The organism is Haloferax sp. ATCC BAA-644 (assembly GCF_000336975.1).
GTDB lineage: Archaea > Halobacteriota > Halobacteria > Halobacteriales > Haloferacaceae > Haloferax > Haloferax volcanii.
Window position 1 is genome coordinate 218,235 of sequence record NZ_AOLF01000002.1, and the last position, 19,262, is coordinate 237,496.

Here is a 19,262-nt window from a genome sequence, read left to right on the forward strand (position 1 = left end):
ACGCCGGAGACGCTCAGCTCGCGAACAGCCGCCGGTCAGCGCGCTCGTGTTCGGCGGCGAGAACGTCTATCAGCGGCGCGAACGGCACCATCTCGTCCAGCGTCCGGTCGGCGCTGTCGTCGACTGCCGCGGTCAGCGCCGGCTTGAGGTCGGTGAGGACGCGCTGGGCGCTCGTGTGTCCGAACGAGAGTAGCCGCTGGGCGGCACCGAGGAGGCCGGTGACGAAGCCGTGGACGCAGATGAGACATGCCTGCCGCAGTTCGATGCCCGCCAAGCCGGTCACGACGCCGAGGACGACGGCGTAGTTCCCCGGCGCGCCGTCGGCCACACGGTCGGCGTATCGGTCGAGGAAGTCGGAATCGTCGGCGGTAGAGAGGTCCGACTGGAGCGACAGCAGCCGGTCGCCCGACTGCTCCGAACTGTCTCTGAACTCGGCGGACAGCGTTACCGCGGTGAGCCGTCGGTCGGCGGTACAGACGCGCTCGAGGTCGTCCGCGCGGGCGGCCTCGTGCGCGGCGCGAAGCGCGACAAGTTCGCTCGGCCCGAGTTGGCGGCGGAGGTACACCGACAGCAGGTCGTGGAGGTCGTCGGCGTCGGTAACGCGGTCGTCGGCCACGAACTGTTCGAGCGCGTACGAAAGCGAGTACGTCCCGACCGGGAGGAACGAGTCGGCCAGCCGAAGGGATTCGAGGGCGGCGTCGTCGCTCATCGGCCCTCACGCTCCTCGTTGTCGGTCGTCCCGTTCGCGGGGGTACCCTTGGCACCGTCGGCGTCGCGGTCGGCGTTGGCGTCAGCGTCGGTGTCGGTGTCGGTGTCCGAGTGCGGGCGGCCGAATGGGCGGGGGCGGCTTTCGTGCGAGTGGGAGTGCCCGTCGCCGTCGTGCGAATGTGAAGGCGTGTGCTCGTCGCTCCCGTGCGAATGAGCGTGGTCGTGCGGCGCAGCCCCCCCGTCGTCGAACGTCGTCGGCGATACCGTCTCGTACCGCAGGGACGCGTCCGTGAGGTGGTCGTCGATAATCTCCTCGAGTCGGTCGCGTGAGTCCGTGACCGCGACGAGGATTTCGTCGCCCCGCACGGCGAGGTTGAGGTGGCGGTTGCCGAGCGCGTGGCCGAGCGCCAGCGCCGCGGTTCGGGCGACGTCGTCGCCGAGCGTCAGCACCAGCGCAGCTGTGCCCGCGAGTTCGACCATGACGGGGGTCCCAGCGTCGGTTTCGAGCACGTCGCCGTCCGAGAGGTCGCGGCCGACGACGATGCCGAGGTCGGTCCCGTCGGTCGTCCGCGTCCGAACCCGAGAACGCCGCCGCTCCGTGTCCGAGAGGACGACGCGGTAGACGGATGGCCCGTCGGCGTCGGCTTCGTTCTCGGCCGACGCGGCCAGTCTGTCGGCGAGCGACGGGTCGTCACGGTGGCCGAGGTAGGTTTCGGCGAGGAGCATCAGTACTTCCTCCCCTCGGGTGCGGGCGCGCCGACGAGTTCTCGTCGTGCCCGGTCCCACGCGGCTTGCAGGGCGGCTTTGACGGTCTCGGCGCGCTCGCCGAGGGAGCGGACGGTCACCCCCGCTCCGTTCGGGAGTTCCGTCGCCCCGCTCCGCGCCTCGAGCGTCTCGTCGGCGACGACCGCGTGTAACTCGTCGCTCAGCGCCGCGGCGTCGCGATCGGGAGCGATGACGAACAGCGTCCCGTACACGGTGAACTCGCCCAGCACGCCGGGGGTGGTCGGGTCTTCCTCCCCGGGGGTTAGATGGGTCGCGTCGGCGAAGAGGAGGCCGTCCGATCCGTGGACGCGAATCTGCGAGAGGTAGCGCTCGAAGGCGAAGCGCTCGCCGCGGGCCAATCGCCCGGGAACGACGATATCGCCGACGACGGCCGTCGCGCCCGCGTCGAGCGTGACGCGGAACTGCTGGAGGTAGCGGGACCCCTCGTGGAGGATGGTCGGCTCCGGGACGTAGTCGAGGTGAGCGCCCCCGGCGACCGACAGCGACACGTCCGCGGCGGCGTAGTTGCGCGTCATCGACTGGACCTTGGTCGAACTCTGCGTCGACACGTGCGCAACGGTCCCCGGTCGCGCCTCGATATCGATGTCGTGGCGGTCGCCCTGCGCGACGCCGCCGGTTGGTGACTGGACGAAGACCGTCTCGGCGTCGGGGTGCGGGTCGTGTGCGAGCGTTCCGGAGACGTGGAACGGAACCGTCGCGTAGTCGTACACGAGTTTCGTCCCCCCGGCCTCGGAATCGAAGGTCAGCGCGAGCACGCCGTCTTTGCCCGGCGAGCCGACGGCCGCTTGGGGGACCGTCTCGGCCGCGTAGCCCTCGAACGCCGGGTGCGGGGCGTCGGCGGCCATCAGGCGAACAACACCCCTTCGCGGACGCGGTCGAGGACCTCGTCGATGCCGGTTCCCGCCTTGCAGTCGGTGAAGACGAACGGGCCGTCGCGCACGGCGCGGGCGTCCCGTTCCATCACGTCGAGGTCAGCGCCGACATGCGGCGCGAGGTCGGTCTTGTTGACGACGAGCAGGTCGCAGTCGACGACGCCGGGACCCCGTTTCCGGGGGATGTCGTCGCCCTCCGCGACGCTGATGACGTACAGCGAGTAGTCCGCGAGTTCGGGATTGAACGTGGCCGCGAGGTTGTCGCCGCCGCTCTCTATCAGGACGAGGTCCAACTCCGGGTGGTCGGCGAGAAACGCGTCTATCTGCTGGAGATTCATCGACGGGTCCTCGCGAATCCCCGTGTGGGGGCACGCACCCGTCTCGACGCCGGCGACGAGGTCCTCGGGGACGACGCCGGCAAAGCGCTCTCGAAGCCGGTCCGCGTCCGCTTGGGTGAGGATGTCGTTGGCGATGACGCCCACGTCGAGTCCGGCGTCGCACAGTCGCGGGACGATTTCGGTCAGAAGCGACGTCTTGCCGGACCCGACCGGGCCGCCGACGCCGACGGTCGCCACGTCGCGGTGGGTCAGGCTCATGCGCTCGCCCCGCCGTCCGTACGCTCGTCGCTGTCCTCGTCGCCGCTCGTGACGCCGCCGACGCTGTCCGACCGAATCGGGTCGTGGACGGTGACAAGTTTCGTCCCGTCGGGGAACATCGGTTCGACCTGTATCATATCGACCATGGCGGGGACGCCGTCCATCACGTCGTCACGGCCGAGTAGCCGAGAGGCCTCGGCGCGTATCTCGGCGACCGACCGCCCCTCGCGGGCGCGCTCGATACACCAGTCGCTGATGTACGCGACCGTTTCGGGGTGGTTCAACAGGACGCCGCGTTCCTTGCGACGTCGCGCGACCTCTGCGGCGGTGAATATCGTGAGCCGTTCCTGTTCTTTTGGCGTGAGTTTCATAGCATGTAGCGTTGGGTGAGCGGGAGTTCGGAGGCCGGTTCGCAGGTGACGTGTTCGCCGCCGATGGTGACCTCGAACGTCTCGGGGTCGATTTCGATGTCGTCGGGGCAGTAATCGTTGTGGACCATGTCGTCCTTGCCGGGGGTGCGCGCCCCAGAGACGGGAACGACCCGCGTATCGAGGCCGTACGCGTCTCCGACGCCTGCCTCGGCGGCCGCGGGCGAGACGAACGAAAGCGACAGCCCGTGTTTCGCCTTGCCGACCCCGCCGGCGCGGTTGCGCTGGACAATCGGTTCGCAGGTCATGAGCGACCCGTTCGCCTCGCCCATCTCGGAGTGGACGGGGAACCCGCCTTTGAACGTCATCGCGGGTTTGACGCCGAAGAACGCGGGGTCCCACAGGACGATGTCGGCGAGTTTGCCGGGTTCGAGCGTGCCGACGTAGTCGTCGATGCCGGCCGCGATTGCGGGGTTGACGGTGTACTTGGCGATGTAGCGTTTGATGCGGAAGTTGTCCGCGCCAGACCCCTCGTCTTCGGGGAGCGGGCCGCGCTGAGTTTTCATCTTCGATGCGGTCTGCCACGTCCGCGGGACGAGTTCTGCCATGCGCCCCATCGCCTGCGAATCGGTCGTCATCATGGAGATGGCACCCTCGTCGTGGAGCACGTCTTCGGCGGCGATGGTCTCCGGGCGGACACGGGACTCGGCGAACGCCACGTCCTCGGGAACGTCGGAGTTGAGGTGGTGACACACCATCACCATGTCGAGGTGCTCGTCGAACGTGTTGTCGGTGTACGGCATCGAGGGGTTCGTCGAGGAGGGGAGCATGTTCGGTTCGCCCACCATCCGCATGATGTCGGGGGCGTGGCCGCCGCCAGCGCCCTCGATGTGGAAGAGGTGCATCGTCCGACCGTCGACGGCCCCGAACGTGTTCTCGACGAACCCGGCCTCGTTCAGCGTGTCCGTGTGCATGCACACCTGCACGTCCTCTGCCTCGGCCACATTGAGACAGGTGTCGATGGCGTCCGGCATCGACCCCCAGTCCTCGTGGAGTTTGAGCGCGCACGCGCCCGCTCGAACCTGTTCGCGGAGCGGCGCGGGGTCCGAGGCGTTGCCCTTGCCGTAGAAGCCGACGTTGACCGGCCACGCCTCGGCCGCCTGGAGGAATCGCTTGATGTTCTCCGGGCCCGTCGTGCAGGTCGTCGCACCGCCGCCGTAGCCGCCGCCGAGCATCGTCGTAATCCCCGACGCCAGCGCGTGTTCGTGGAGTTGGGCGGAGTTCCAGTGGACGTGGATGTCGAGCGCGCCCGCCGTCGCAATCTTCCCCTCGGCGGGGTACACGTCCGTCGAAGGGCCGACGACCATGTCCACGCCGTCCATCGTGTCAGGGTTGCCGGCCTTGCCGACGCCGACGATGTCGCCGTCTCGGATGCCGATGTCGCCCGTGACGATGCCGACCACCGGGTCGATGACGGTCGCGTTCGTGATGACCCAATCCAGCGCGCCCTCCGCTTGGGTGACACCGGGGGCCATTCCGAGGCCGTCGCGGAGCGTCTTTCCGCCCCCGAAGACCGCCTCGTCGCCGTGGGTTCGGTAGTCCGCTTCGACCGCGGCGAACAGGTCGGTGTCGCCGAGGCGGACCTTGTCGCCCACGGTGGGGCCGTAGAGATCGGCGTAGGCCCCGCGGTCTATCTCTCGCGTCATTCGTCCCCCCCGAGGCCCGTGTCTCCGAAGCCCGCCTCGCGGGCGCGCTCCAGCGCCGCGCCGGGATCGCCGTCGACGCTCCCGTTCACCAGTCCGTTCATCCCGTGCGCACGTCGCTTCCCGCCGAGCGCGACGAGTTCGACGGTCTGCTCGTCGCCGGGTTCGAACCGGACGGCCGTCCCGGCGGGGATGTTCAATCGCATCCCGAAGGCCCGTTCGCGGTCGAACGACAGCGCCGCGTTGGCCTCGAAGAAGTGGAAGTGCGAGCCGACCTGAACCGGGCGGTCGCCCGCGTTGCCGACGGGTACTTCGGCCGTCTCGCGGCCTTCGTTCAGCGTCACGGTCCCGTCGCCGGGAATCACTTCCCCCGGAACGAAGTCACCCGTCATCTCCACGGGTCACCTCGACGACGCGACGTTCGAAGTTGTTCGGGTACACAATCAACCATCGTGAGATTGAATTCCAAGACAAATATATTAATAGCAGTCATATAAGACAATATTGCGCAATTACCAAGCAGTTTAGCGTGTGTTCTTCGACTACGTGACTGATGGTAGAACGCACTCGACACGGGACGGTCTCGAACAGCGACGGCGTGGACTCGAGCGGCGATGGAGCGAACCGATGAGCACGGTCGTTCTCGCGACCGCCGGAGTCCTCGGCGTGAGCCACGCGGTCGAACCCGACCACGTCGCCGGAATCTCGTCGCTGACCAGCGAATACGGCGACTCGCGGCTGTCGACGCGATGTTGGGCGGGTTGGGCCTCGTCCTAGCCGTCGCCGGGTTCCGCCGCGCACTCCGGATGGACGACAACGACCACGACGCGGTTGCGTACCTCAAGACCGGGGTCGTCGGTGCCCTGTTCACGCTATCGCCGCCGGTGTCGATGCTCGTGTTCTCCTCGACGGTGCTCCCGGACCACGGCGTCGGCGTCGTCCTCGACGAGATGGGACGCTTGTAGCTCCGCCGGGCGGGTCGAACGAGTTCGCTCCGTCCACCCAGTACCCACCGCGAGAGCGCGATCGCGGAAGCGTCGAGACGCGCCTGAGCGACGCGAGCGCGGCGCGTTCGGGATCGGTATGCGATAGGCAATTATATTCATTATACCTGTGCGGTGTGTGATAGGAGATGTAAAGAACATTACGACGATACTACTGTCACGGATCGCAGCCGCGGCCCGGGGAGACTAATCGACTGCACGGGAAAACGCGATAAACAGGGGCACACGAGAACCGTCGTCGCGGGCCGCGACCCACACCGTGTCGCGGGCGCGACGCGGCACGGATCACCGCGGGCGTTCGGGTCAGTCCATCTCGCGGTTGTACGACTGCAACAGCGCGGAGGGGACCGCGAGGCGGACGCTCTTGGTCCGGATGACCGCGTACGTGAGGACGGCAATCGTCGTCAGGTAGGGGTACGTGGACATGATCTGCGGATTGCTGAGCGTGTTCACGACCGGGTTGATGACGCCGGCCAACGGGGTGCTCGGGTCGAGTGCAAGGGAGAGCGACTGCGAACGGAGTTGGAGCGCGTCGAGGAGGCCGAAGAGGTACGCGCCGACCAGCATCCTGCTGGGACGCCACTGGGCGAAGATGACGAGCGCGACCGCAATCCAGCCGCGGCCCACGGTCATGCCGGGGACCCACAGTTGGGAGAACGCCAGCGAGAGGTGCGCGCCGGCGGCCCCGGCGAAGCCGCCGCCGACGATAACCGCGAGATAGCGGAGCCTGAACACCGGAACGCCCATGGTGTCCGCCATCTCGGGGTCTTCGCCGACGGCGATGATTTCGAGACCGAGGTTCGACCGATACAGGAAAAACCAGACGACCGGCACCGCGAGGAGCGCGAGGTAGTCGGTCGCGGTGCTACGGAAGAACGCCTCGCCGACGACCGGGAGGTGGACGAGGTAGCGCCCGACGAGCGGGAGCGTCATCTGCGGGAACCCGGTGATGGACTCTTGGACCCAGCCCGACCCGAAGAACGTCGTCAGGCCGGTCCCCAACAGCGTGAGCATGACGCCGCTTATCACCTGATTCGACTTCAGGGAGATACAGAGGAACGCGTGGACGGACGCGAGCAGCATCCCGAAGACGATGCCGGCACCGAAGCCGAGCCAGTAGTTCCCCGTGATCGCGGTGACGACGAACCCGCCGAGCGCGCCGACGAGCATCATCCCCTCCACGCCGAGGTTGAGGACGCCCGCGCGCTCGCTGATGAGCTCTCCGAGCCCGGCCAACAACAGCACCGTCGCGGCCTGCACCGTCGCGTTCAGGAGCCCTGCGACGAAGCTCACCACTGGGCATCACCGCCTTGGTCGTCGGCCGGTACGCCGCTCGCCGGGCGGTCGAACGCGATGCCGACTCGGTAGCGCTTGAAGAACTCCGAGGTGATGAGAAAGAGGATGACGAGCGCCTGAATGATTTCGACCAACGCCGCGGGGACGCCGAAGGCGACCTCGACGCTCGACCCGCCGACGAACAGGACGGCGAAAAACAGCCCGGCGAGCATGACCTTGACCGCGCTGTTGCGGCCCAGGAGGGCGATGGGAATCGCGGTGAACCCGTAGCCGGGGGCGAAGGCGGCGCGGAACCGCCCCTGCGAGCCGGCAATTTCAGCGATGCCGCCGAGCGCCGCGAACGCGCCGCCGAGGAGGAAGACGAACAGGAACACCGTGTACCGGCTCATCCCCGCCTGCCGGGCGGCCTCGTCGTTCGAGCCGACGAACGTAACCTCGAAGCCGAGGCGCGTCTTGGTCATGACGACGTACGTGGCGACGACCGCGGCGGCGACGACGACGACGCCGGCGTGAACGTCCGCGAAGAGCGGTATCGACCCGCCGCCGGGCACGAGTCCGGCGAGCGGCGGGAGCGTCGCGGCGTCCGAAAAGCGAGCCGACTGCGGAAAGTTCCCGGTGCCGCCCTGCATGGGCCCGCGGAGCAGGTAGCTCTGGAGTTCCTGTGCGACGAACGTCAACAGAAGCGAGGTGATAATCTCGTTGACATCCCACTTCGCGCGGAGCCACGCGGGGATGCCCGCCCAGAACGCGCCGGCGACGCAGGCGGCGAGAAACATCAGCGGGAGCAACACCACGGCGGGAAGCGAGACGTTTACGGCGACCCACGTACCGGCGAGCGCGCCGAGGAGGAGTTGCCCCTCGGCACCGATGTTGAACAGCCCCGCCTTCAGCGGGAGATACACCGCGAGGCCCGCCAGAATCAGGGGGACCGCCCTGACGAGGACCTCCGTGAGGCCGAACTGGCTGGTGAGCGTCTCGACGAACATCACGCCGTAGGCGTCCACCGGGTCAACGTTCAGCGCGACGAGCGCGACGCCGCCGACGGCTAAGGCCGCGAGGACCGTAAGTACCGGCGTCCCGTAGGCTAGCCACGCGGGGACGGTTCGACGGGGATTGAGTTGCAGTTCGACGTTCATTAGCTCTCACCGAGTCCTCGGAGTTGAGCGCCCGGGGTCGCGGTGGCGTCCCCGCCGCCGGTCATTTCGAGCCCGATTCGCTCGCGGTCGGCGTCCTCGGGCGTCGTCTCGTAGACGACCTCGCCCTCGTAGACGACGAGGATGCGGTCGCTCAGGTCGATAATCTCGTCGAGGTCCTCCGAGAGCAGCACCACGCCGGTCCCCTCGGTCCGCTGGTCGAGAATCGCCTCGCGGATGGACTCTATCGCGCCGACGTCGACGCCGCGGGTGGGCTGGTTCGCGACGAGGAGATCGGGGTCTCGAGAGATTTCTCGGGCGAGGATGAGCTTCTGTAAGTTACCGCCCGAGAGGTCGCCGGCCGTCGCGTCGGTCACGTCGTGGACGCCGCGAACGTCGAACGCCTCGACGAGCGCCTCGGCGTGCGCCCGGAGTTCACCGTAGTCCAGCGTCACCCCGCTCCCGAAGCGGTCCTCGCGGAAATCCTTCATCGCCGCGTTGTGCATCACAGAAAGGTCCCCCGCGGAGCCGTAGCGGTTTCTATCTTCGGGGACGAACGAGACGCCGTTGTCGATAAACGTCCGGGGCGAGGCGTTCGTGAGGTCCGTCCCGTCGACAGTCAGTTCGCCCGCGGAGACATTGCGGAGTCCGGCGATGACTTCCGCGAGTTCCGTCTGCCCGTTGCCGCTGACGCCGGCGATGCCGACGACCTCACCGCGGCGAACCGTGAGGTCGACATCCGACAGCGCCTCGATGCCGCGGTCGTCCGTGGCGGAGACGTTCCGCGCCCGGAGGACCGGCTCGCCGGGTTCGACGCGCTCCCTATCGACTTGGAACAGCACTTCGCGGCCGACCATCATCTCCGCGAGGTCGGCCCGGGAGACGCCTGACGTGGAGACGGTGCCGACGTTCTCGCCGTCGCGGAGGACGGTCACGCGGTCGACGATCGCTTCGACCTCCTTGAGCTTGTGCGTGATGAAGATAATCGACACGCCCTCGTCGGTGAGGCGTTCGAGCGAGTCAAAAAGGCGGTCGGCCTCGGTCGGCGTCAACACGGCCGTCGGCTCGTCGAGGATGAGCAGGTCGACATCGCGGTACAGCGCCTTGAGAATCTCGACGCGCTGTTGCTGGCCGACGTCCAGCTCCCAGACTCTCGCGCTCACGTCGATGTCGAAGCCGTACCGGTCGGCCAGCTCTTGGATGCGCCGCTCCGGAACGTCGAGGCCGAGCGAAAACCGCCCGGCGAGCGACTGGACGAGCGAATTGGAGCGGACGGCGTCCGGGAGCCATCCGCCCGCGTCCGGGCGAAACGGCGTCGCCGGCTCGCGCTCGCCGAGGACGACGTTCTCCGCGACGGTGAGACGGGGAATCAACATGAAGTGCTGGTGGACCATCCCGATTCCCGCGTCGATGGCGTCCTGCGGGGAGTCCAGCCGAAGCCGCGTCCCAGAGAGGGAGATTTCGCCGCTGTCCTGCGAGTAGAGACCGTACAGAATCTTCATGAGCGTGCTCTTTCCTGCCCCGTTCTCGCCGAGGAGTCCGTGGATTTCACCGCGCTCGACGGAGAGGTCAATGTGGTCGTTGGCCACGACGCCCGGAAACGCTTTCACGATGTTCTCCATCCGGAGAAATGGTTCCCTTGTCATGTGGTATATTCACAGGAGTGTATTGAATCCACCAAGATAACTGTTCTCATGACAGGAATATTTGTGCTGACGTGCCCATCTGTTCGGAGGCGTTCGGATGACGTGGGGAAATTCATAAATCCCGCCTCCGACAAGAGCGCCTATCGATGTGGACACCGACCGCCACTCGGATAGCCGAATCGAACGGAGCGCAACGATGAGCGACGAACCGGTTGACCTCCTCGTCAGCGGGAACCTCGTCAACGTCAACACGGGGACCGTCTCGGAGTCGTTCGTCGCCGTGGACGACGGGCGAATCGTCGCGCTCGAAGAGCGACCGGCGGCCCGCGAACTCGACGCGGAGTACGTCGCGCCCGGTCTCATCGACGCGCACATGCACGTCGAGTCGTCGATGGTGACGCTCCCGCAGTACGCCGACGCGGTGGTTCCGAGGGGCGTCACGAGCGTGATTCACGACCCGCACGAGATTGCGAACGTGAGCGGCGTCGCCGGCGTCGAGGCGATGATGGCCGACGCGACACGGACGCCGCTGAAAGTCCGCTTTACCGTTCCGTCGTCGGTCCCGGCGACGACGTTACAGGACGCGGGCGCGACGCTCGATGCCGAGGCCGTCGACGCCCTGCTCGGGGAAGACGAGGTCGTCGCGCTGGGCGAAGTGATGAACATTCCCGGCGTCGTCGCCGGCGAGGAGTCCGTCCGCGAGAAGATTCGGGCCGCGAGGGCCCGCGGGCTGACGGTCGACGGACACGCGCCCCGGGTACGCGGAAGCAACCTCCAGACGGTCGCCCGATACCTCGACAACGACCACGAGAGCATCACGCTCGCGGAGGCCCGAGAGAAGGTCGAGGCGGGACTCCGCGTCTACCTCAGGGAGGGTTCCGCGAGCAAGAACCTCGCGGACGTGGTCGGTCTCGTCGACGAGGTGGACAGTCGGCGGCTCTCGCTGTGTACCGACGACAGAGACGTCGTCGACCTCGTCGAGCGGGGCGGCGTCGACTTCGCGGTTCGAAAGGCTATCCGGTTGGGTGTCGAGCCGGTGGAGGCGGTGCAGATGGCGACCGTCAACACCGCCGAGAGCTACGGGCTCCCCTTCGGGCGGGTTCAGCCGGGGGCACCGGCTGACCTCGTCTTGCTCTCGGACCTGCGAACGTGGGAGGTGGACCACGTCGTCGTCGACGGCGCGGTCGACCCGACGAAGGGTGGTGGCGCGCCGCCGGCGTCGGCCATAGCGACCGACACCGTGAGGTTCGAATCGGTGTCGGCGGCGGACCTCGCGGTGCGACACGGGGGGGACGGCCCCGTGCGAGTCAGAGTCATCGACGCGGTCGGCGGACTCCAAACGGGACGGACGGAAGCAGACGTTCCCGTCGCGTCGGTCAACGAGGAACGGGTCCTCACCGCGAACGCGGACGACGACGTGCTTCCACTCGCCGTCATCGAACGGCACGGGGAAGCGGGCGGCGTCGGCCGCGGATTCGTCCGCGGGCTCGGACTGGAGCGGGGCGCTGTGGGGTCGACGGTGGCACACGACGCGCACAACTGCATCGTCGCCGGCGTCGACCACGGCTCGATGGCGACCGTGGCGAACCACCTCCGGGATGTCGGCGGCGGCGTCGCGGCGTACGACCCGGAGGACGACGCCCTGTCGTCGCTGGCGCTTCCGATGGGGGGGTTGATGTCGGACGAGTCGCTGGGGACCGTAAAGGAGACGTTCGAATCAGTCGAGGCGACCGCCGACGACCTCGGGCTCGACTGCGACGGTGGCCTGATGGCGCTGTCGTTTCTCGCCCTCGAAGTGATTCCGACGTACCGACTCACCAACAACGGACTCGTCGACGTGGAGTCGTTCGAGTACGTGCCGACGGTCGTGGACTGAACTCTGGGCGACCGAAGGGACAGATTCGTCATTCGTCCACCTCAAATACGGGTTTGACGACATCCGGTTTCGAACAGTTCAAAAACGTCCCCAGACGACATAGTTATCTAGACTATTATGAAAATATTTAAGTATAAATTACAATGACAAGTAAGCGGTTACGCGATGTTAGACGAGGAATCTTCGATTCAGCGGAGAGACGTACTGAGTGCGCTCGGTGCCGCCGGCGTCACCACGCTCGCGGGTTGTACCGGTGGAGACACCGGCGACACGGAAGTGAGCGAAACGACGGCCAGCGAGGGAACGACCAGTGGAACGACGACCGGCGACGTTGAGACCACCGACGGCGGGGGGGCAAGCGAGGGAGAGACGGTCAACGCCGCGTGGGTGTACATCTCCGAGATCGGTGACCTCGGGTGGTCGTGGGCGCACGACCAAGCCCGGCAGGCCGTCGACGAGCAGTACGACTGGTTGGAGACGGAGTACACGGAGGCCGTCGCGCCCTCGGACTCCGAGCGCGTCTTCGAGCAGTACGCCCAAGGGGACGTGGACGTGATATTCGGAACCACGTTCGGCTACCAAGACCCGATGTACGCGGTGGCGGAGGACTACCCCGACACCGTGTTCGAACACGCGACGGGCTACCGGACGCGGGAGAACATGGGTCGCTACATGGGTCGTATCTACGAGCCGCGGTATCTGGCCGGACAGGCCACCGGAATGGTCACCGAGAACAACACCATCGGTTACGTGGCCGCGTTCCCGATTCCGGAGGTCGTTCGGTCCATCAACGCGATGGCGCTGGGCGCGCGCTCCGTCAACCCCGAGGCGACGTTCAAGGTTCGCTGGGTCAACGCCTGGTTCGACCCGCCGACGGCCAGAGAGGCCGCGAACGCGCTCATCGACGAGGGCTGTGACGTCATCGCCCAAGAGCAGGACTCGCCGGCGGCGGTCAGGGCCGCCAGCGACGCCGGCGTCTGGACATCAGGGTACAACGCTCCGATGGGGCAGTTCGGCGGTGAGAACTACCTCATCTCACCGATTTGGGACTGGACCGAGTTCTACGGTCCGACCCTCGAATCGCTCCACGAGGGGTCGTGGGAAGCCGATGCGTTCTGGGGCGGGATGGAGACGGGCGTTCCGATGCTCGACGAGTGGGGACCGAACGTCTCACAGGAGGTCAAAGACCAGGTCGCCGCGACGGAAGAGCAAATCCTGAACGACGAACTCGACGTGTGGGCAGGCAGCACGTTCGAGGGGGAAAGCGACGAGTTCCTCTTCCAAGAGATGAGCAGTTTCGTCGAGGGCGTCGAAGGCGAAGTACCGAGCTAATCCGCGTCTGCCGGGGATGCGCGGCGGAGCACGACGACGACGACCGACCGACGGAGGAGTATGCCAACCCGCAGCGCACTTTTTGCGGCCGCGAACTACCGCAGACAACGAGGGCCACGCCCCCGCCGCCGGCGACCCGGAGTCACTGCGTTCGGCTATGGTAAACGAATTTCGCGGAGTCCGAGAACGGACAGACCACCCTTAGACCGAAATATGAGGATAAGGCCAAATATAGTGCATTTACCGTACATACATATTCATGTAGCATCGTATAGTTAACATAGGCGAACGTTAATACAGGAGGAGTGACACAACCAGACTATGAAACAGACGGGGCAAAAAGGGGGGCCACGGACGCTGAAGACGGTCACGACGGCGTCACGGGTTCTCGACGCCGTCAAAGACTGCGATGGAATCGGTGTTTCGGAGCTCTCCGACTATTTGGACATCTCGAAGAGCACGGCGTACATCCATCTCAGGACGCTGGAGGAAAACGGCTTGCTCGTCCAGCGCGGGAACCGCTACCGATTCGCGTTCAAATTCACCGTCCTCGGAGAGTACGCGCGGAATCAGAGCCCGCTGTACCGATACGGTAAGCCGGAGGTCGAAAAACTCGCGGCGGAGACCGACCAGTACACGCACATCGTCACCGAGGAGAACGGCTACGGGGTCAACCTCTACCAGGTGAAGGGGGACACGAGCGTCGATGGAGAGTACCAGACCGAGAAGGTACAGAGCCAAGACCACCTCCACTACACCGCCTCCGGAAAGGCGATTTTGGCCGCCCTTCCCGACGAGCGAGTCGAAGAAATCATCGAGCAACGCGGACTCCCTGCGCAGACGAAAGCCACTATCACCGACCGCGAGGCGCTGTTCGACGAACTCGAACAGATTCGCGAGCGCGGCTACGCGTACAACGACGAAGAGGAAATCAGAGGGTTTCGCGCCATCGGTGCGCCAATCGAAGACCCGAGCGGGCGGGTGCTCGGTTCGGTGAGCGTGTCGGGCCCGACCAGTCTCCTGCAAGGCGAGCAGTTCCAAGAGCACGTCCCGAAACTCGTCACGCAGTCCGCGAACGTCATCGAGGTCAACATCAACATGAACACGAAGTCGTAGTCGATGGGACGGGGCGTTCGTAATGCTCGAACGCGCTTCCAAACGGGAGTCGTGTAGAGATTCCGCGATATTTATCTTGCATTGCCTTGGAGAATATCCAATACCACCGACATCAGCACGCTCTGTTGGGGTTGATTCATCACACCCGCACGAATGTGTTATTACCGTACAATACACCGTACGCGATGGCACGGATGCGGGAACGGCAGATGATTTTACACAGCTACGACCGTAATCCGCTGCGACGAAGTGTTGAAATTATGTCATTAAATAGTCCTGATTCGAGAGTACATAAAGTTCGGCAGAAACGAACGTAACGGTCGGTCGAGCCAGGAGAGCGGGCGAAGACCGCGGGTTCGGCTCGCTCGAACCCGAGTCACGCGAGCGCGAGTTCCAGTTCGAACTCGCTGACGATGTCTTTGACCGTGTGTGCGAGTTCGGCCTTCCGGTCCTCGCCGGTCACCGAGTGGGCCGGGCCCGTGACGCTGAACCCGCCGATAACGTCGCCCGAACGGCGCGTCGCGGCGACGCCGATGGCGTAGAGTTCGTTGAAGTTCTCGGCGCGGTTGACGGCGTAGCCCTGCTCGCGGACGCGCTCCAGTTCCTCGAACAGCGCCTCGCGGTCGGTGGTGGTGTTTTCCGTCTCCTGCGGCAGGCCCCACCGGTCGAGTATCTGTTCGATGCGCGGCTCGGGGAGTTCCGCGAGAATCGCCTTCCCGACGGCGGTGTTGTGCAGGAACAACCGATTGCCGAGTTGCTCGTGGGACCACCCCATCTTGCTCCCCGAGGCGGTGTGCAGGAAGACGGCCTTCCCACCCATCTCGACGGTGAAAATCGACCGGAGGCGGGTCTCTTCGAACAGTCGCTCGGTGAACTGCCGCGCGAGGACGAACGCCGGTTCCCGCGTCCGGACTTGGTTCCCCAACCGAAGTAGTTCCGGGCCGATGAAGTAGAAATCGCCCTCCTTGATGACGAACTGCTCCTGCTTGAGCGTCGCGAGGTGACCGTGAATCGTGCTCTTGGGCTTGTCCATCCGCTCGGCGATTTCGGAGACTCGCGCGCCGTCTATCGCTTCGAGTTGCTTCAGAATCGCTATCGAGGTGGCGGTCGTCCGGAGCGTCTTTGGTGAGTTATCCGTTGGCATACCCCAATATTTTCGGCTACATAGTTAAAGTTCAGGATAGTCGAACGGCTAAGCGGACGCGGTCTCAGCGAGACGGTGTTGGGCGGCGTCTGGGCGGCGTCGACCGACGTCACCCCTCGACTTCGACCCACCCGCCGCGCTCGCCGGACTCGTACGCCGCGTCGAGGACGCGCAGCAGTTGCACGGCGTCGTCGACCGTCGCGGGCACGTCGCCGGTCTCGTAGCCCGCGAAGTAGTCCTCGAAGTAGTCCTGCACGAAGTCGCCCCACGCCGGGAAGCGGTCGTACGTGAACTCGAACTCGACGGTCCGCTTCGGCGCGGCGGTCCAGTCGGGGTGCTCCGAGGTGATATCGAGCGGGACCGTGGGTTCGTGCTGGAGCGAGTCGTGGTGCAGCGGCGTCAGCGCCTGTCCCTCGGTGCCGTAGAGCCCGAGGTGCGTGTCCTTGCCGCGGTCGCTCAGGTAGTAGCCGGTGTGGTACGTGCCGAGCGTCCCGCTTTCGGTCTCGAACTGGAGGACGGCACCGGCTTCCACGTCCGCCTCGACGGCGTCGTGGAACCGGGCGTTCACCCGCGCGATGGGGTCGTCGAGAACCCACGGCATCACGTCGACCCAGTGCGGTCCAATCCACTGGAGCGCACCGCCGCGGCTCGTCTCGCGGTCGTAGAGGTAGTGGTCGGTGTCCCGGTAGGAGAGTTGGCTGGCGTTGAAGCGGCCGTCGAGCGTCCACACGTCACCGAAGAAGCCCTCCGAAACCCGGTCGCGGAGCGTCATCGCGACGGGGTTGCGCCGGTAGTACATCGTCGGCGAGACGGTCACGCCGAGCTCGTTGGCGCGGTCAGCGATATCTTCGAGGTCGGCGGCGGTCCGTGCGATGGGTTTCTCGCTGACGACGTGAACGCCGTTCTCGACGGCGCTCTCGATGATTGCCGGCGTCTCGTCGCTCCGGTAGGTTATCCACACCACGTCGATGTCGGCGTCGGAGACGAGTTCGTGAGGGTCCTCGTACACCGCCGCGCCGCCGACGAGGTCCGCCATGTCCTGTCCCTCGGTCGTGATTTCGTCGGGCCGGTCGTCCATCGCCGCGATGTTCCCCACGTCGACCCGTCGTCCGGGTTCGCAGACCGCGGTAATCGTCGCGTCCAACTCGCTCGCGACGGCGAAGTAGGGGTCCCGGTGGTGGTGGTCGATACCGATGTATCCGATGTTCGCACTCATACACGTAGTTCACCGAAAATGATGTAAAAAGATGCGGGTACAAGCAATATAGCCGGTCGCGGGCGGCGCGTCGGCTCCGCGCAGTCAGCCGTCGGGCGATTCGACCCGCCGAGACCACGACCGAAGCCACGGTCGAGTCCCGCCGTTCGGGACGTTCAGTTCGTGGCTGTTGACCGGGAGGTCCGGGTAGCCGCCGACCTGCTTTTGGCTGTCGACGAGATAGCTCGCGCCGAGTTCGACGTGTTCGAGGATGCGCTCGTCGGTCGCCGTCCGGTCGGCCGGGCGCGCGCCGACGTGTTCGAGGTTGTGTTCGAACGTCCGGTCCGACGGCATCGCCGCGAGTCCGTCGGGCCACAGCGGTCGCTCGTCGACGACGGTCACGTTCTCGTCGACCATCGGCACGTCGTCGTCGGTGACGTTGTCTTCGAGGTACGCGGTGGCCGTGTCCACACCGTCCTCGGTGAAGACGTTCGCCTTGTCCGAGTTGGGCTTGCGGTAGGCGTTGCCGACGATGCTCGCCTCGGTGTCGGGGTCCAGCCACGTTCCGTCCTCGAAGTCGTACATCACGTTGTTGACGACGACGCTCTCGGTTCCCTCCTTGAGTCTGGGGTGGCGGTCGGTGTTGAACGCCCAGACGTTCCCCAGCATGGCGACGTTCGTCGCGTCGTTGCCGATGAGCGACCCGTAGCCGTGTTCGCCTTTCGGGTGGACCGAGTCGTCGAGCGCCTCGGCGACGAGGCAGTTCGAGACGGTCGTGTCCGCGGTCTCGTAGCCGACCGAGAGACACTCGTCGACGCTCCACGAGGCGGAGACGTGGTCGATGACGTTGTTCTCCGTCTCGTCGGCCGTGTTGACCGTGTCGAGCGCCCAGTCCTCGGTCGGCTCCTCGATTCCCGCGTCACCGAGTCGGACCCGGACGTGCTGGAGGACGCAGTCGCTCGCCGCGACGTTCACGCGGCCCCTGACCAACGTGACGCCCGGCGAGGGAGCGGTCTGCCCGGCGATGTAGCACTTGTCGTACGGAATCGGCAGGTCGCGCACGCCGAGGTCGACCGTGCCGCTGGTCTCGAAGACGACCAGTCGCTCGTCGTCGACGGTGACCGCCTTTTCGAGTTGGCGGCGGGTCGGTTCGGTTATCACGATGACCGGCGTGTCGTCGTCGAGCCACGGTGCGGCCTCGGCGAACCCGTCGCTCGGTCCGAACTGCGACGCGCTGTCCGGGCCGGCACGGTCCGAGCCGGCGCTGTCCGGGGCCTTGCTGTTCGACGGATTCGGCGTGCTGAACGTGGAGACTGCGCCTCTCGCGGTGTCTCCGTCGGCCGTGTCGGCCACCGCGCGAACCTCGTAGTAGCGGCGTGCCGTCAGGTCGTCGGCCTCGACGCTGAACGCGCCCGGCGAGGAGCGTTCCGTCGATGCCGTGGTGTTCCACGACTCGGTCGGGACCTCCCGGTACTCGAAATAACACGCCGCGGAACCGGCACCGCCGAGGTCGCTCAGTTCGCCGGTGAGGGTCGCGGCGTCGGAGGCGATGGCGGTCACGCCGCCGGTCGAGACGAGCGGGACGCCCGCCGTACTCTCCACGCTCCCCGCAACATCGACATCGCCGATGTCTCGGTTCCGGTCGGGGTCGACCCCCGAGAGGTTCTGGAACGTCGCCGTCGCGAGCGTCCCCGAGAGGTGGCTCGTGACGGCCAGACCGACGTAGACGCTGTCGCCCAGCGAGATATCGTCGGCTCCGAGCGTGTTAATCGGGGTCCACGTCTCTCCGTCCGTGGAGCGGGCGGTCTCTATCGTATCGCCGCTTCGCTTGAGTCGGAGCCAGTCGGCCGGCGTGCCGCCGACGCTCTCCGTCTCAGCGCCGTCTTCGGGTCGGTACTGCATCGACGCCTCGCCGTTGGGTCGCCGGCGGACCATGACGTTCTTCGAGTCGGGGGCGAGCGACTCGCGGACCATCGGACCCGCCTTCGTCCAGCTTTCGACGTTGTCGATGCCGGCGTTCTGGACGGCGACATCGAAGTCGCCGCTCAGTTCCGTGTAGTGGTAGTGGAACGCGTCGGCCGTGCCCCAGATGTCGTCGCCGCCGCCCCGCATTGAAATCACGGTCGCGGCCGCAGCGCCGCCACCGAAGAGGCCAGCAGTCGTCGCACCGATACTCCCGGCTCCGAGCACGCGGAGGAACGTTCTCCTGTCAGGGTTCATGAGCGTATCACTCGACCAGACAACATATTCAACGATTGTTATAATTTATGGTAGCCCCGAACTGGGGCGACGGCAGTAGATAAAGTTCGAGAGTGGCGAACGAATGAAACGGTGTCTGTGACGAAATGACGAGGTGAACCCCGAAATATTACAAGCGTATGTTTGTAACACATAGAGTGGTATATATAACGTTCGGCATACTCGAATCGGAGTCGCCCGAGTCACGCACGTCGTCGGCTCCGCGCTCACATTCGGCGTCGAATCGGC

The 19,262-nt window shown here is 65.9% G+C and carries 17 protein-coding genes; 4 read left to right on the top strand and 13 right to left on the bottom strand.

All coding sequences use genetic code 11. The features are described 5' to 3' along the window. Positions 1-13: 13 nt before the first annotated feature. From C458_RS02430 to C458_RS02460, 7 genes are read right to left on the bottom strand one after another with little or no spacing between them, the layout of a single operon-like run. Entirely contained in the window at positions 14-709 is a 696-nt protein-coding gene (locus C458_RS02430; protein WP_008572899.1) for an urease accessory protein UreF, read from the bottom strand. Further along, the gene (locus C458_RS02435; protein WP_008572900.1) at positions 706-1,434 is read right to left on the bottom strand and encodes an urease accessory protein UreE; all 729 of its coding nucleotides are present in this window, start codon (positions 1,432-1,434) and stop codon (positions 706-708) included. Before C458_RS02435 ends, C458_RS02430 begins: the two co-directional genes overlap by 4 nt. Next, entirely contained in the window at positions 1,434-2,339 is a 906-nt protein-coding gene (locus tag C458_RS02440) for an urease accessory protein UreD (protein ID WP_008572901.1), read from the bottom strand. Before C458_RS02440 ends, C458_RS02435 begins: the two co-directional genes overlap by 1 nt. Further along, entirely contained in the window at positions 2,339-2,962 is a 624-nt protein-coding gene (ureG, locus tag C458_RS02445; RefSeq protein ID WP_008572903.1) for an urease accessory protein UreG, read from the bottom strand. The genes C458_RS02440 and ureG overlap by 1 nt, the downstream gene beginning before the upstream one ends. Continuing rightward, positions 2,959-3,333: an urease subunit gamma gene (locus tag C458_RS02450; RefSeq protein WP_008572905.1), complete on the bottom strand. Its 375-nt coding sequence runs from the start codon at positions 3,331-3,333 to the stop codon at positions 2,959-2,961. Before C458_RS02450 ends, ureG begins: the two co-directional genes overlap by 4 nt. Next, positions 3,330-5,036: an urease subunit alpha gene (gene ureC / locus C458_RS02455; protein WP_008572907.1), complete on the bottom strand. Its 1,707-nt coding sequence runs from the start codon at positions 5,034-5,036 to the stop codon at positions 3,330-3,332. Before ureC ends, C458_RS02450 begins: the two co-directional genes overlap by 4 nt. After that, complete coding sequence (locus tag C458_RS02460; RefSeq protein ID WP_008572909.1) at positions 5,033-5,425, bottom strand: urease subunit beta; 393 nt, start codon at positions 5,423-5,425, stop codon at positions 5,033-5,035. The genes ureC and C458_RS02460 overlap by 4 nt, the downstream gene beginning before the upstream one ends. Before the next feature lie 357 nt (positions 5,426-5,782). On the opposite strand from C458_RS02460, the gene C458_RS02470 reads away from it, so the two are divergent. Continuing rightward, the gene (locus C458_RS02470) at positions 5,783-5,998 is read left to right on the top strand and encodes a hypothetical protein (RefSeq protein ID WP_049897136.1); all 216 of its coding nucleotides are present in this window, start codon (positions 5,783-5,785) and stop codon (positions 5,996-5,998) included. 342 nt (positions 5,999-6,340) lie between these two features. Here the strand turns inward: C458_RS02470 and C458_RS02475 are convergent, their stop codons facing one another. The 3 genes from C458_RS02475 to C458_RS02485 are packed head-to-tail and all read right to left on the bottom strand — an operon-like array spanning position 6,341 to position 10,112. Beyond that, on the bottom strand, positions 6,341-7,333 hold the full coding sequence (locus C458_RS02475; protein ID WP_008572911.1) for an ABC transporter permease: 993 nt from the start codon (positions 7,331-7,333) through the stop codon (positions 6,341-6,343). Next, complete coding sequence (gene tsgB13, locus C458_RS02480) at positions 7,327-8,469, bottom strand: glucose ABC transporter permease TsgB13 (RefSeq protein WP_008572912.1); 1,143 nt, start codon at positions 8,467-8,469, stop codon at positions 7,327-7,329. Before tsgB13 ends, C458_RS02475 begins: the two co-directional genes overlap by 7 nt. Then, entirely contained in the window at positions 8,469-10,112 is a 1,644-nt protein-coding gene (locus C458_RS02485; protein ID WP_049897137.1) for an ABC transporter ATP-binding protein, read from the bottom strand. The genes tsgB13 and C458_RS02485 overlap by 1 nt, the downstream gene beginning before the upstream one ends. Positions 10,113-10,308: 196 nt before the next feature. On the opposite strand from C458_RS02485, the gene ade reads away from it, so the two are divergent. The 3 genes from ade to C458_RS02500 all read left to right on the top strand — a co-directional run bounded on the left by ade (position 10,309) and on the right by C458_RS02500 (position 14,436). Further along, entirely contained in the window at positions 10,309-11,988 is a 1,680-nt protein-coding gene (ade, locus tag C458_RS02490; RefSeq protein ID WP_008578932.1) for an adenine deaminase, read from the top strand. A gap of 165 nt (positions 11,989-12,153) precedes the next feature. Further along, positions 12,154-13,320 (top strand): BMP family ABC transporter substrate-binding protein, encoded by a 1,167-nt coding sequence (locus C458_RS02495; protein ID WP_008572919.1) that lies wholly within the window; start codon positions 12,154-12,156, stop codon positions 13,318-13,320. 321 nt (positions 13,321-13,641) lie between these two features. Beyond that, positions 13,642-14,436 carry an IclR family transcriptional regulator gene (locus C458_RS02500; protein WP_008572921.1) on the top strand — a complete coding sequence of 265 codons (795 nt, stop codon included), beginning with the start codon at positions 13,642-13,644 and terminating at the stop codon, positions 14,434-14,436. Between the two features lie 376 nt (positions 14,437-14,812). On the opposite strand, the gene C458_RS02505 is transcribed toward C458_RS02500, so the two are convergent. The 3 genes from C458_RS02505 to C458_RS02515 all read right to left on the bottom strand — a co-directional run bounded on the left by C458_RS02505 (position 14,813) and on the right by C458_RS02515 (position 18,995). Then, the gene (locus C458_RS02505) at positions 14,813-15,580 is read right to left on the bottom strand and encodes an IclR family transcriptional regulator (RefSeq protein WP_004041222.1); all 768 of its coding nucleotides are present in this window, start codon (positions 15,578-15,580) and stop codon (positions 14,813-14,815) included. 109 nt (positions 15,581-15,689) lie between these two features. Next, the gene (locus tag C458_RS02510; RefSeq protein WP_008572923.1) at positions 15,690-16,796 is read right to left on the bottom strand and encodes a Gfo/Idh/MocA family protein; all 1,107 of its coding nucleotides are present in this window, start codon (positions 16,794-16,796) and stop codon (positions 15,690-15,692) included. Between the two features lie 84 nt (positions 16,797-16,880). Then, on the bottom strand, positions 16,881-18,995 hold the full coding sequence (locus C458_RS02515) for a pectate lyase (RefSeq protein WP_192815223.1): 2,115 nt from the start codon (positions 18,993-18,995) through the stop codon (positions 16,881-16,883). Between the last annotated feature and the right edge of the window lie 267 nt (positions 18,996-19,262).

Coding starts and splice junctions, on each gene's coding strand:
- C458_RS02430 (WP_008572899.1), bottom strand. CDS start 709: ATGAGCGACGACGCCGCCCTCGAATCCCTTCGGCTGGCCGACTCGTTC.
- C458_RS02435 (WP_008572900.1), bottom strand. CDS start 1,434: ATGCTCCTCGCCGAAACCTACCTCGGCCACCGTGACGACCCGTCGCTC.
- C458_RS02440 (WP_008572901.1), bottom strand. CDS start 2,339: ATGGCCGCCGACGCCCCGCACCCGGCGTTCGAGGGCTACGCGGCCGAG.
- ureG (WP_008572903.1), bottom strand. CDS start 2,962: ATGAGCCTGACCCACCGCGACGTGGCGACCGTCGGCGTCGGCGGCCCG.
- C458_RS02450 (WP_008572905.1), bottom strand. CDS start 3,333: ATGAAACTCACGCCAAAAGAACAGGAACGGCTCACGATATTCACCGCC.
- ureC (WP_008572907.1), bottom strand. CDS start 5,036: ATGACGCGAGAGATAGACCGCGGGGCCTACGCCGATCTCTACGGCCCC.
- C458_RS02460 (WP_008572909.1), bottom strand. CDS start 5,425: ATGACGGGTGACTTCGTTCCGGGGGAAGTGATTCCCGGCGACGGGACC.
- C458_RS02470 (WP_049897136.1), top strand. CDS start 5,783: ATGTTGGGCGGGTTGGGCCTCGTCCTAGCCGTCGCCGGGTTCCGCCGC.
- tsgB13 (WP_008572912.1), bottom strand. CDS start 8,469: ATGAACGTCGAACTGCAACTCAATCCCCGTCGAACCGTCCCCGCGTGG.
- C458_RS02485 (WP_049897137.1), bottom strand. CDS start 10,112: ATGACAAGGGAACCATTTCTCCGGATGGAGAACATCGTGAAAGCGTTT.
- ade (WP_008578932.1), top strand. CDS start 10,309: ATGAGCGACGAACCGGTTGACCTCCTCGTCAGCGGGAACCTCGTCAAC.
- C458_RS02495 (WP_008572919.1), top strand. CDS start 12,154: ATGTTAGACGAGGAATCTTCGATTCAGCGGAGAGACGTACTGAGTGCG.
- C458_RS02500 (WP_008572921.1), top strand. CDS start 13,642: ATGAAACAGACGGGGCAAAAAGGGGGGCCACGGACGCTGAAGACGGTC.
- C458_RS02505 (WP_004041222.1), bottom strand. CDS start 15,580: ATGCCAACGGATAACTCACCAAAGACGCTCCGGACGACCGCCACCTCG.
- C458_RS02510 (WP_008572923.1), bottom strand. CDS start 16,796: ATGAGTGCGAACATCGGATACATCGGTATCGACCACCACCACCGGGAC.
- C458_RS02515 (WP_192815223.1), bottom strand. CDS start 18,995: ATGAACCCTGACAGGAGAACGTTCCTCCGCGTGCTCGGAGCCGGGAGT.